The 12,145-nt window shown below is 71.9% G+C and carries 14 protein-coding genes; 3 read left to right on the top strand and 11 right to left on the bottom strand.

Going from position 1 to position 12,145, the window contains the following annotated elements:
• Positions 1-27 precede the first annotated feature (27 nt).
• Complete coding sequence (locus tag O7608_RS25335; RefSeq protein ID WP_289206959.1) at positions 28-150, top strand: hypothetical protein; 123 nt, start codon at positions 28-30, stop codon at positions 148-150.
• 23 nt (positions 151-173) lie between these two features.
• Here the strand turns inward: O7608_RS25335 and O7608_RS25330 are convergent, their stop codons facing one another.
• From O7608_RS25330 to O7608_RS25320, 3 genes are all read right to left on the bottom strand, one after another.
• Positions 174-911 carry a glycoside hydrolase family 11 protein gene (locus O7608_RS25330; RefSeq protein WP_289206958.1) on the bottom strand — a complete coding sequence of 246 codons (738 nt, stop codon included), beginning with the start codon at positions 909-911 and terminating at the stop codon, positions 174-176.
• Between the two features lie 210 nt (positions 912-1,121).
• Positions 1,122-1,805: a lytic polysaccharide monooxygenase auxiliary activity family 9 protein gene (locus tag O7608_RS25325; RefSeq protein WP_289206957.1), complete on the bottom strand. Its 684-nt coding sequence runs from the start codon at positions 1,803-1,805 to the stop codon at positions 1,122-1,124.
• A gap of 177 nt (positions 1,806-1,982) precedes the next feature.
• Positions 1,983-2,561, bottom strand: a complete 579-nt coding sequence (locus O7608_RS25320) for a hypothetical protein (protein WP_289206956.1) — start codon at positions 2,559-2,561, stop codon at positions 1,983-1,985.
• Between the two features lie 412 nt (positions 2,562-2,973).
• Between O7608_RS25320 and O7608_RS25315 the strand changes: the two genes are divergently transcribed.
• Positions 2,974-4,470, top strand: coding sequence for a PQQ-dependent sugar dehydrogenase (locus O7608_RS25315; protein WP_289206955.1), 1,497 nt, complete (start codon positions 2,974-2,976; stop codon positions 4,468-4,470).
• A gap of 392 nt (positions 4,471-4,862) precedes the next feature.
• Here the strand turns inward: O7608_RS25315 and O7608_RS25310 are convergent, their stop codons facing one another.
• Positions 4,863-5,570 carry a GTP cyclohydrolase II gene (locus O7608_RS25310; protein ID WP_289206954.1) on the bottom strand — a complete coding sequence of 236 codons (708 nt, stop codon included), beginning with the start codon at positions 5,568-5,570 and terminating at the stop codon, positions 4,863-4,865.
• A gap of 136 nt (positions 5,571-5,706) precedes the next feature.
• On the opposite strand from O7608_RS25310, the gene O7608_RS25305 reads away from it, so the two are divergent.
• Positions 5,707-6,399 (top strand): RibD family protein, encoded by a 693-nt coding sequence (locus O7608_RS25305; RefSeq protein ID WP_289206953.1) that lies wholly within the window; start codon positions 5,707-5,709, stop codon positions 6,397-6,399.
• 38 nt (positions 6,400-6,437) lie between these two features.
• Here O7608_RS25305 and O7608_RS25300 read toward each other — a convergent pair whose 3' ends face one another.
• From O7608_RS25300 to O7608_RS25270, 7 genes are all read right to left on the bottom strand, one after another.
• Positions 6,438-7,490, bottom strand: coding sequence for a lysylphosphatidylglycerol synthase transmembrane domain-containing protein (locus O7608_RS25300; protein WP_289206952.1), 1,053 nt, complete (start codon positions 7,488-7,490; stop codon positions 6,438-6,440).
• 112 nt (positions 7,491-7,602) lie between these two features.
• Complete coding sequence (locus O7608_RS25295; protein ID WP_289206951.1) at positions 7,603-8,430, bottom strand: methyltransferase domain-containing protein; 828 nt, start codon at positions 8,428-8,430, stop codon at positions 7,603-7,605.
• Between the two features lie 120 nt (positions 8,431-8,550).
• Entirely contained in the window at positions 8,551-9,627 is a 1,077-nt protein-coding gene (locus O7608_RS25290) for a glycosyltransferase family 4 protein (RefSeq protein WP_289211023.1), read from the bottom strand.
• Entirely contained in the window at positions 9,624-10,022 is a 399-nt protein-coding gene (locus O7608_RS25285) for a 6-pyruvoyl trahydropterin synthase family protein (protein WP_282226571.1), read from the bottom strand. Before O7608_RS25285 ends, O7608_RS25290 begins: the two co-directional genes overlap by 4 nt.
• Before the next feature lie 3 nt (positions 10,023-10,025).
• Positions 10,026-11,009 (bottom strand): zinc-dependent alcohol dehydrogenase, encoded by a 984-nt coding sequence (locus O7608_RS25280; RefSeq protein ID WP_289206950.1) that lies wholly within the window; start codon positions 11,007-11,009, stop codon positions 10,026-10,028.
• A 97-nt stretch (positions 11,010-11,106) separates the two neighbouring features.
• Positions 11,107-11,412: a hypothetical protein gene (locus tag O7608_RS25275; protein ID WP_289206949.1), complete on the bottom strand. Its 306-nt coding sequence runs from the start codon at positions 11,410-11,412 to the stop codon at positions 11,107-11,109.
• A 116-nt stretch (positions 11,413-11,528) separates the two neighbouring features.
• Complete coding sequence (locus O7608_RS25270) at positions 11,529-11,945, bottom strand: hypothetical protein (protein WP_289206948.1); 417 nt, start codon at positions 11,943-11,945, stop codon at positions 11,529-11,531.
• Positions 11,946-12,145 lie beyond the last annotated feature (200 nt).

Here is a 12,145-nt window from a genome sequence, read left to right as displayed (position 1 = left end):
CGCAACTGCGGGCAGTTCGGCCGGCTGGTGCCGACCTTCGAGACCCGCACTGGCGGCCCGTACGCCTTCCTGAACGCCAACACCTGGCTGAGCTCCGATCCGGGCTTCGCACCCGGCGGGGTGAGCATCACCTTCTACGAACGCCGATAGTGGAGGCTGCCGGGGTGCGCTCGTCAGGTACGGCTGGGGGCGCACCGCGCCGGGCCGGTCGGGGTGCCGTCCACCGTGACCTGGGACCATCCGCTGCTCTGGTACCCCTCGGTTGCCATGATCATGTAGCCCATGGTGGTACCGAGGCGCATCCCGGCTTGCGCCCACGCGTCGAAGTGGTCGCCGGTGTCGATGGTGCCGGCGGAGCGCTTCTGCTGGCGGACGCTGTAGTACCGGAAGTACGGCGTGCTGCCGACACCGAGTTGCGCGCGGTAGATGTCGTAGGTGCCGCCCTCGCTGACGACGGTGCCCATCGGGGTGCCGGTCGGTCGGTAGGTGCCCCAGTTCTCCACGATGTAGTACTCGGTCAGCGGGTTGGTCGTGTATCCGAACAGGGCCAGGTACGAGTTGCCGCCCGGGTGGAAGGTGCCGCAGTAGTCGAAGGTCCGCCGGCCGCCGGTCGCCCACCCCTTGCCGCCGAACCAGTTGTTGATGCCGGTCCACCGGGCGCTGTACTGCCCCTGGTGGCCGAGGACCATGGTGCTGTCGCCCATGTCCTTCCAGTAGGCGTAGAAGTAGCCGTCGTGGGTGCCGGTCTGGTTGGCGGTGATGACCGGGCGGGTGCCGGCCGCGTCGGCGTGGGCGGTGCTGGCCGGTGCGGTCACCGTGACCGCCAGCAGGGCGGCGCAGGCGGTGCTGACCAGCCGTCTGATGCGACCGCGCCGGCTGTGGGTCGCGCTGGTAACGGGTGTCTCGCTCATCGGGTCACCGTGCTTTCCGCTCGATCAGGCACGACGCAGCAATCCAATCGATAGACATCGATTTCTGTACGGCCAAGTGTCGGCGGAGTGTCGGCGGGATGTCAATGGTCGACTGGGCGCCTGCCCGGGCGGTGCCGGTCCCGGGTGACGCGATCCGGCCCAGGACGCAGCGGTCCTGGGCCGGAGTGGTGCCGTGGTGCCGGGTGTCGGTCAGACGATGTTGATGTCGCTGCACCACATGTACGCCTGGTCCATGTGCGACGCCTTCCAGATCACGAAGAGGACGTGGTTTCCGGAGCGCCCGCTGGGGACGGAGACGTTGAACGAGATGTTCTGCGACGGCGCGTAGCGGCCCGTCGTCGCGATCAGGTCGAGGTTGCCCCACCCGACCCGCTGGGTGGCCGGGTTGAACCCCTGCTTGGTGACGTAGGCCCGGAAGTAGTCGGCACCATGGCTGGCCTGGTCGTAGAGCTGAACCGTGAAGTTACGGCCGACGGTGGTCGTCCGCCACGCTCCGGGCTGGTTCAGGCTGTCGTTGCGGGAGAGGGCGTTGCTGCACAGTTGCCCGTCCGGGGTGCGGGCCTGGTACTGGCCGCCGAGGCCGTCGCGCAGCGCGCTCATCCAGTTCCACATGGTGTCGGGGTTGGCCTGGAACGCGCGATAGCACATCGGGTCCTGCTGCTGCATCGCCGGGTTGGTGTGCTGGTTGCCCCAGCTCTTCCAGCACTGGTAGGCGCGGCTTGCCGGGTTGATGATCGTGCCGTGGGCCTGGGCCGCGCCGGTCCAGGGCAGCATGGCGACCATCAGGGCCGACACGAGGACGAGGACTCGCAGGGACTTGCGGGCGGGGGTCCGGGTGGGTCCGTCGGACCGGTCGGACGTGAGTAGACGCACTGTGGATCCTCCGTTTCTCGGAGCGAGATCGGGCGGGAGCGCTCCCAGCAAACTATGACATCCAGGGATTCAAATATCAATGATCATCTATGTCTAATCTTGGCGGGTTCGCCCGGTCGGTGGACGGGTGTGTTGCGGCCCGCCGGTGAGGGTCGGCGCCCGTACCGGTGGACCAGGTCAGATCCCGGCTGCGGCGTCGTAGCGACGGCGGAGGTCGGCGGCCTCGGAGTCGGTCAGTGCCTCCGCGATCGCCAGCTCCGCGTACTTGTCCGGGAACATCTGCCGCAGCCGGTCGACGAACATGACGTCGGCGGTGGCCTCGACCACCTCGATGCCCGGTGGCTCGGTGGACATGTCCAGAATCAGCGGACCGGCCAGCTTGACCGCCACGTCCCAGGGTCGCTGCGGTTCGGCCACCCCGCAGAGGTGGAAGCCGTAGACCGTCCGCACCTCGGCGAGCGCGGTGACGTCGGCCGGCTCGTAGCCGTAGATGCGGACTCCGCAGATCACCGTCTGCTGCTGGGTGGCGGCCGCCAGCTCGACCGTGTGGCCGGCGTGGTTGTGCTGCTGCGGGTCGGCCTGCTCGAGCAGGACGCGCATCCGGGTTTCGAGCTGGCCGACCAGATCCGCCGGTGCCGCGTTCCGGTCGGCGCCGCCGGTCAACGTGACCGCCCCGGTCGCCGTCGCCAGCAGGATCGCCGCCACCCACACCACGCGGTTGCGGTACCACCCCGCGAAGATCTTCTGGAAAGCCATCGGTTGCTCCTCACCCTGGTAGCCGGTCGTGGTGCGGTGATGAACTGCGTCGGTGTCGTGGCGCCGGGCCGTCGAGGTGCGCGGTACAGCCGTGCAGCGCTTCGGGAGTGCTGCCGTCTCGCGCCACGTCGGTGAGTGCGCGTCCGCGCCACTGGATCGCCACCGAGCCCTGGGCTGCTCCCGAGCCTGCCGTCGCTCAACGCGGTTGCCCCCGCGCTGCGGCGATATGAGCCATTTCAGCATGCCTCGGCCCACCCCGCAACATCGATGATTGTCGACATCTGACGAACCTGATGCGAGCCGTCGATAGTAGACTCGTTTGCCCGTCGACGGCGTACGCGTGGCTGAGTGAGGCGTCAGTCATCGAGCGTTGCTACATTGATGAAGATCGCTCGATCTGAGAGGTGTGCCCATGAAACTCAGATCCGTGGTCGGTGCCGTCCTGGCCGCAGCGCTGGCGGCGACCGGGCTCGCCGCAGTGGCGACGGCCGCCACCGTGCCCGCCGCCGACCGCGCCACCGGCCTGCTCGCCCTCGGCGACTTCGACTTCTCCCGGCCCGAGGTGGTCGCGACCGGCCTGACGGTGCCCTGGGGGATGGACTTCCTGCCGGACGGCAGTGCGTTGGTCGCCCAACGCGGCACCGGCCAGGTGGTCCGGGTCAGGCCCGGCGCGCAGCCGCAGCCGGTCGTGACGATCTCCGGCATCACGCCGGTCAGTGAGGGCGGACTGCTCGGTCTCGCCGTCTCGCCGACCTTCGCGCAGGACGACTACGTCTACGTCTACTTCACCACGGCCACCGACAACCGGATCGCCCGGTTCCGGCTCAGCGCCCCGCAGAACCAGCAGCCGATCCTGACCGGGCTCGCCCGGGCGACCATCCACAACGGCGGCCGCATCGCGTTCGGCCCGGACGGAATGCTCTACGCCGGGGTGGGCGACGCCGGTCAGACGGCCTCCGCGCAGAACCCGCAGAGCCGCAACGGCAAGATCCTGCGGATGCGCCCCGACGGTACGGTCCCGGCGGACAATCCGACGCCGGGCTCGCTGGTCTACAGCCTGGGGCACCGCCACGTGCAGGGACTAGCGTGGGACGCGCAGGGTCGGCTGTACGCCACCGAGTTCGGACAGAACACCTGGGACGAGGTGAACCTGATCGTCGCGGGCGGCAACTACGGCTGGCCGACCGTCGAGGGCCGGGCCAACGATCCCCGGTTCCGGGACCCGTTGCTGGTCTGGACCCCGGCCGAGGCGTCGCCCAGCGGCGCCGCGATCGCCGGGAACCGGCTGTACGTGGCCGCACTGCGCGGCAACCGGCTGTGGAACGTACCGCTCGACGCCGCCGGCGGGGTCGGCACCCCGACCCCGGAGCTGGTCGGTGCCTACGGTCGGCTGCGCACCGTCGAGTACGGTCCGGACGGCTGGCTCTGGGTGACGACCAGCAACCGCGACGGCCGGGGGACGCCAGCGGCCACCGACGACCGGATCCTGCGGTTCCCGCCCGCCGACGCCCCACCCACCACCGCGCCGCCGACGACGGCTCCGCCCACGACGGCTCCGCCGACCACCGCACCGCCCACGACCGCACCGCCGGCCAGTGGGTGCAGCGTGTCCTGGCAGGTCAACCAGTGGGGCAACGGCTTCACGGCCGACGTGCGCGTCACCAACCGGGGCGCGTCGGTCACCGGCTGGACGCTGACCTGGACGTTCCCCGGCAACCAGCAGATCACCAACGGGTGGAACGCGCAGGTCAGCCAGTCCGGCCAGCGGGTGACGGCGCGCAACGCCGCGTGGAACGGCAACCTGCCGGCGAATGGTACGGTGAGCTTCGGCTTCCAGGCGACGTACAGCGCGAGCAACCCGCGTCCGTCGGACTTCCAACTCAACGGTGCCCCCTGCCAGGTCGGCTGACCCGAGGTGCCAAGTATCGGTCTGGTCGGATCATGGCTACCGCCCCGACCAGGCCGAACTTAGTTGATATCTTGACGTTAATCGATGTCGACGCTACCTTTCCGGTACGTCCGGGCATGGCGTCACCACGCCGGTCGACCGCGCGGTGACACAGACCGGAAGGAAGCCGTACCGATGCATCGACCGCACCCACCCCGGCGCCGCCACGCCCGGCTGACCGGCGCTCTGGCGGCGCTGGCGGCGACCCTGACCGGCGCCGTCCTCGTCGCGCCCGTCGTCGCCGCGCCGGCCGCGTACGCCGCGACCGTCGACACCTCGACGTGGTACGTGGCTGGCCGTACCTCCACTGATTACGACCGGGTACCGATACCGACCCGGCGGGCGGGCCGGGATCACTCGGCCACCGACAGGTCGATGGTGTGCGCCGCGTGGTTGGCCTTCGCCGCCAGGTACCGCACGTTCGCCGCCGACACGTGTACACCGGTCGGGATCTGTTCGCTGACGGTGACCCCGAGCTGGGTGAGTTGCGCCGCCTTGTCGGGGTTGTTGCTCAGCAGCGCGACCCGTCGGACGCCGAGCGCGATCAGCATCTGCGCGGCGACCGTGTAGTCCCGCTCGTCCTCGCCCCGGCCCAGCGCCACGTTGGCCTCGAACGTGTCCAGCCCGGCGTCCTGCAGCGCGTAGGCGTCCAGCTTGGCGTACAGCCCGATGCCGCGTCCCTCCTGGCGTAGGTAGAGCAGGAAACCACCACTGGTGGCGATCCGTTCCACCGCCTCGCGCAGCTGGGGGCCGCAGTCGCACCGCTGACTGCCGAAGGCGTCACCGGTCAGGCACTCGCTGTGCGGGCGTACCAGGGGTGGATCACCACCGTCGGCGGCCCGGTCCAGCACCTGACGCCAGTCGCCCAGCCCGAGTGCGACGTGCTCGCGTCGGTCGGCCAACCCGTCGAAGGTGAACACCCGGGCCTTGGTGGTGTAGCCGTCAGCGAACCGCAGCGGCACCGTGACCTGCCGACGGACCGCAGCGGGCGACGGTACGGCGACCGTCGGACCGGCGGCGAGCTTACCGTTGACAGGTGCGTGGGGCGGCGGTTCAAGCATCGGTACTTCCTCTTCGGTGACGGGGCTGCGGCGACGTCGACATCGGCAGGGCCGGTGTCGACGCGTGGGCGGTACGGAAGAATGTGTGCCGGCCTCACCTGCAGGCTATCTGTCGATCGACGCGGAGGAGCCATCAGTGGTTGAGCGACCCTACGTCCTGCTCAGCTGCGGCATGTCGATCGACGGGTACCTGGACGACGCCGCCGGCGAGCGGCTGCTGCTGTCCAACGACGCCGACTTCGACCGGGTCGACGCGGTCCGGGCCGACTGTGACGCGATCCTGGTCGGGGCGGGCACGATCCGGCAGGACGATCCGCGGCTGCTGGTCCGCTCGGCGGACCGGCGCCGCCAGCGGCAGGCCCGGGGGCAGCGGCCCAGCCCGCTGAAGGTCACCGTCACCGGGCGCGGCGACCTGGACCCCGGGTCGCGGTTCTTCACCCACGGGGACGTGGACAAGCTGGTCTACTGCGCGACCGGTCACCTGGACCGGGCCCGGCGACGGCTGGCCGCCGTCGCCACGGTCGTCGACTGCGGCGACCCGGTCGACCTGCTCCGGGTCGTCGGCGACCTGCACGAGCGCGGCGTCGGGCGGCTGATGGTCGAGGGCGGCGGCCGGATCCACACCCAGTTCCTCACCGCCGGGCTGGTCGACGAACTGCACCTGGTGGTCGCCCCGATCTTCGTCGGCGACTCGCGGGCGCCCCGGTTCGTCGGTGACGGCCGGTTCCCGTGGCACGCCGACTCCCGGGCCACCCTCGCCGAGGTACGGCAGATCGGCGACGTGGCGTTGCTGCGCTACGCGATGTCGCCCCGGTTCGGCGACCGGTAGCCGGCGCGCCGCCGCCACGACTGCCGCCGCCGGTCGCGTCACGTCGCGGGCTGCGGTCGCAGCCGTACCCGCAGCCGTCCGACCGGGACCTTCCGCAGCCCACGCAGGGTCAGCACGGCGGCCCCCGGCAGGCTCGCGGTCAGCGCCAGCAGACCGTAGACGACGGCGACCGTCAGACCCAGCTCCGCGCCGAGCCCGGCCGCGCCGAACGCCCACGCGGTCGCCCCTTCGCGTGGCCCCCAGCCGCCGACGTTGAGCGGCACCGCCATCGCCAGAAAGGCCAGCACCATCAACGGCAGCAGCAGGTGCAGCGGCGCGGTCGCCCCGGCGGCTCGGGCGGCGACCAGGAAGGTGGCGAGGTGACCGGCGAGCGCCACCACGGACAGCAGCAGCACGCCCGGCCAGGTCCGTCGGGCCAGCAGCCCGCCGCGTAGATCGGTGGCGGTACGCCGCAGGGCCCGCCGCCACCAGCCAGCCGGCGTCGACCGACCCGCCGGCCTCGACTGACCCTCCGGCCTCGACGGACCCGCCGGTACGGACGACTCCGCCTGTGCGGATCGCGCGGTCACCCGCCGCCGCAGCACCGCGACCACGCCGACCGTCACCGCGACCAGCGCCACCACGGCCACCGTGAGCTGTGCGCCGGTGACCACACCCGCCGGCACCGGCACCGGCAGGGTCAGCAGGACACCTGCGGCGACTGCGAACAACACGATCTGACCGGCGGTGCGTTCCAGCACCACCGCCCGGACCCCGCCGCCGACGTCGGAGACCGTACGGCCGTGCCGGACCGCCCGGTGCACGTCACCGAGCACCCCACCGGGCAGCGCCGCGTTGAGGAAGATCGCCCGGTAGTAGTCGGCGACGGCGGTGCGCACCGGCAGCCGCAGCCCCATGCCCCGGGCGACCAGACACCAGCGGGCCGCGCTGCAGACCGTGCTGAGCAGGCCGATCCCGACGGCGAGCAGCAGCGTCTGGGCCTCGATCACCCGTACCCCGTCGAGGAAGGCCCCGGTGCCGAGCCGCCAGACCAGTACGGCCAGGATCGCGATGCCGCCGACCAGCCGCAGCCAGGGCCAGATCCTGCCCATCACGGCGCGCCACGGCCGATGCCGACCGTACGCCACGGGCCGATCGCCCTGTGCATGCCTGTCCTCCTTGGTGAGCCTCCGTTGTCAGATACGCGGTGACGACCCCTGCGGTTCACCTCGGCACCACCAGCAGGTCACGGTGCTCGACGGTGACCTGCAGCTCGCCGGCTGCGGCGGCGGCGAGCCGGCGCTGCCGGTAGCCGCCGGGCCGCCCGGCCAGTTCCGGCTGCTGCTCGTATGCCGCCGCGATCCAGCCGTCCAGCCAGCGGGTGGTCAGCTCGGCCTGCTCGGGGCCGAGCCGCCAGGGACTGGGCCGTACCAGCACGCTCGCCCCGCGTCGGGTGAACGCCTCGGTGGCGGCCTCCACGGCGTCCGGGCCCAGCAGCGGCCGACCGCCGCTGTGTCGCCGTTGGTGGTCGTTGAACGCGGCGGACAGCGCGTCGTCGAGCGGGTCGGCCGGGTGCATCCGTACCTCGCCGACCACCGTCAGGGTCAGCAGCGCCGGGCAGCCCACCGCCAGGATGGTTGCCGCCAGGGTGTCGACCTCGTCGCGGGTGAGCAGGTCCAGCAACGCGGAGGCGGTGACCAGCCCGGCACCGGCGAGGTCGTCGGCGGTGAGCGCCGTGACGTCGTCGCGGCGGACCGTCGCGGTGACCGGTGCGCCGTCGGCCGCGGCCGGGGCCATCGCGGCCTCCGCGTACCGCAGCAGTTCGAGGTCACGGTCGTGCAGCACCCAGTGCTGCTGCCCGGCCAGGCGCGGTGCCAGCCACCGGCCCATCGATCCGGTGCCGCAGCCGAGGTCGTGCACCTCGGTCCGGGTGCCGCCGGCGAGCAACCGGCCCAGTTCGGCGACCAGTTCGGTCGACCGGGCCTGCGCGTCCGCCGGTTCCCGCAGCCCCAGCCAGGCCGGGCTGTACCCGGACGACTCGATCGTCTCCATGTGCGCTCCCTCCGCCGCTGACGCGGCCCCGTGCCGGTGTGGCGCCGGATCCGTGCGGTGCCGGATCCGTCGCGCCGAGTGTGTGGTGCGGCTCTGGTGCCTGCTCTGGTGCGGCCGACGTCAGCGCCGTCGCAGGTCGTGCAGGACCGCGCCGATCCCGGCGGCGGTCCGCGCCCAGTCGGGCAACGTCGCCCGCCGCTGCACCGCCGCCGCCCGCAGCCGCTGCCGCCAGTCGGCGTCGGTCAGCCAACGACGCACCGCCGCGCCGAGTGTCGCCGGGTCGCCCGGTGGCACCAGCAGCCCGGGCAGGACTCCGTCGTCGCCGCGCCCGAGCGCCTGCGGCACCCCACCCACCTCGCTGGCCAGCACCGGGATGCCCCGGGCCAGTGCCTCGGTGACCACCATGCCGTACGTCTCGGCGTACGAGGCGAGGATCAGCAGATCGGCGTCGGCGTAGCTGCCGATCAGTGCCGCACCGTGGCGGGGGCCGGTGAGCGTGACCCGGTCGTCGAGGCCGTGGTGGGCGATCCGGCCCCGGACCCGCCCGACGTGCCCGGCGGCGTCCAACGCCCCCACACACTGGCAGCTCCAGTCCAGGTCGGCGACGGTGGCCAGCGCGTCGACCAGCACGTCGTGGCCCTTGCGTGGGGTGACCGACGCGACGCAGAGCAGCCGGCGGCCGGCCGGATCCGCGGCGGTCAGCTCAGCACGGGCGACGCCGGGCACCGCCACCCGGACCCGGTGTGCGGGCAACCCGTGCCGATCGGCCAGTTGCCGCGCGGTCCAGTCGCTGGTGGCGATGACCGCCGCCGCCGCGCCGAGCACGGCGCGTTCGGCCCGGTCCAGGTCGGCGGCATCGGCCGGGTCCAGCCCGGTCTCGTCGGCCAGCGGCAGGTGCACCAGCACCGCCAGCCGCAGCCGGTCGGCGTGCGGCGTGACCACCTCGGGCACCCCGCAGGCGACCAGCCCGTCGAGCAGCACCACCGTCGCGTCCGGCAGCCCGGCGAGGGTGTCGCCGAGCGCGGCACGGGCCGGCGCGTCCGGGCGCGGCCAGGCACCGGGCAGCGCCACCTCGCGGACCGGCCAGCCGGCGGCGACCAGTTCGGCGCAGACCCGCCGGTCGTAGACGTTGCCGCCGCTGGGCGTCGCCGGATCGTCCACGTTCGCGGGCAGGACCACGACGACCATCCGGGTCAGAGCGCCCGCTCGTAGCTCGCCCACGCGACGTGCGACTCGTGCAGCGTGACGCTGATCCCGGCCAGGCCGTGGGCACCGGCACCGAGGTCCCCGGCGTGCACCCGGTCGGCCAGTCGGTCGGCGATCAGCTTGGCCAGCCACTCGGTGGAGGTGTTGACCCCCGCGAATGCCGGCTCGTCGTCGAGGTTGCGGTAGTTCAACTCCGCCAGTACGGCCTTGAGCTGCTCGGTGGCCAGGCCGATGTCGACGACGATGTTGTCGCTGTCGAGGTCGGTGCGCTTGAACGTCGCGTCGACGACGAAGGTCGCTCCGTGCAGTCGTTGCGCCGGCCCGAACACGTCACCGGTGAAACTGTGGGCGACCATGATGTGGTCACGGACGGTGACGCTGAACATTTTTCATCCTCCAGTCGGGTAACGGATCACGTGGCACGACGCCGGTAGCTCGCCGGCCGCGAGCCGGGGCAGCACCCGTGGCAGGTCGGCGAAGTCGCTCTCGCCGGTCAGCAGGGCGTCGAACCGGTCGTCGGCGAGCAGGTCCAGGGCGACGGCGAGCCGGCCGGCGTACCCGCGCCGGTCGCGGCGGGCCGGCGACACCAGCCCGACCTGGCTGCTGCGGACGGTCAACCGGCGGGAGTGGAAGTGCTCGCCGAGCGGTACGGTGACCGGGCGGTCGCCGTACCAGCTGAGGTCGACCACCGTGCCCTCGACGGCGAGCAACTCCAACGACCGGGCCAGCCCGGCAGCCGTGGCGCTGGCGTGCAGCACCAGGTCGCAGTCGCCGGTGGCGGTGTCCGGGTGGGCGAACCCGACGCCGAGCGCGGCGGCGACCCGCGCCCGGTCAGGGTCGACGTCGACCAGTTCGACCCGGACGCCGGGGAATCCGGCGGCGAGCGCGGCGACCGTGGCACCGACCATCCCGGCGCCGACCACGGCGATCCGGTCGCCGAGCAGGGGAGCGGCGTCCCACAGCGCGTTGACTGCGGTCTCCACCGTGCCGGCGAGCACCGCGCGGCGGGCCGGCACGGTCTCCGGCACCACGGTGACCGCGTCGGCCGGCACCACGTAGCGGGTCTGGTGCGGGTAGAGACAGAAGACGGTACGCCCGACGAGCGCGGCCGGGCCCTGCTCGACCCGCCCGACGTTGAGGTAGCCGTACTTGACCGGGGCGGGAAAGTCGCCCTCCTGGTGCGGGGCGCGCATCACCGCGTACTGGCTGGGTGGCACCTCACCGCGGAAGACCAGCGTCTCGGTGCCCCGGCTCAACCCGCTGAACAGGGTGCGGACCAGTACCTCACCGGGGCCGGGCGGGCCGACCTCGACCGGTCTGATCTCGCCGTCGCCGGGCGCGCGCAGCCAGAACGCGTGGTCGCGCGGTGTCATCGGCGTCCCTTCGTCGTCCCGGCCGGCCCCGGTAACCATACGCAGGACACGCAGGGTGACGAACGGTGATCAACCGGCGCGTCCCGGCGGTCCGGCGTCAGGACCCGTCAGCCCAGTACCGGTTCAGCCGGGCGACCGCTTGTTCCTTGGTCATCGCCGCGACCTCGGGTTCCGTGAGGCCGACCCGGTGGACGAGGAGATGAACGAGTTCGGCGGGAAGTGACGCGGTGGGAACCGTCGGATCGCTCCGCTTGGGCAGCGTCCCGTCCCGGGTGCAGGCCCAGAACTCGTCCTCGGCGACGTCCAGTTGATCGCGCAGGATGTGGCTCCACAGGCTCGGCCCGTACGCGGTCCGGTCGACCGGGTGGGAGATGCGGGTCCGCAGGATGCGTCCGTCCGCCAACCTGAGCTCAAAGGTGACGTGATGTGTGCCGGTACGTCCGCGCGAGTCCCGGACCCGAACCCACTGTTCGGTATGGCAGAACTTCTCGTGGTCCTGACGGTTCGGCGTAGGCCACCTCACCGGGACGACCCGACCAGCCACTCGCGAAGCTGATCGTCGCTGCTGATGGTGATCAGCTGGACCAGCCCCCAGTTGCTCGAGTGGTTGGGCGCGTCGAGGAGCCGGTCCTGCCAATCCTCGGCGTACTCGCGCAGGGCGAGAATCAGCTCGTCCACCGCCTCGTCGAGGCTCTCCCCGTCGGCGGCGACCGGTAGTCCAGGGACGAAGATCGACCATCCACCGGACTCAGCGACCACCTGGGCCCCGGACGGGGTCACCGAGGCAAGGAAGAAACGCAGCCGCTCCCGATCGACGATAGCGGCCGTCCGATTGTCCCGCCTGACGGTCGCCACCTGGCCCCGATCGGCTGCGTCCAGCAGATCCTTGAGGTGGGCTCGAGCCTGCGAGTAGCTGTCGAAGTGCACCGCGGACATGCCTGCCCCCTTCCCGCAAGGATCGTCCCACCCGGTCGTCACGTACGTCAAGTACGTCACGTACGTGGAGCGACTCGGCTGTGGGCGGTGCGACCCCGGGGCGGCCTGCGCCATCTGCCCGGTCGTGGGCGGTGGCCTTGACGGGCGGTACGCGGAGGGCGACCATCGATGAAAGCAAATACGCTCATCAATGCAACGGG

This window comes from Solwaraspora sp. WMMA2056, from assembly GCF_030345095.1.
Classification (GTDB): domain Bacteria; phylum Actinomycetota; class Actinomycetes; order Mycobacteriales; family Micromonosporaceae; genus Micromonospora_E.
Note: the sequence above shows the minus strand (reverse complement) of the source record. Positions and strands in the feature narration are given on the sequence as shown.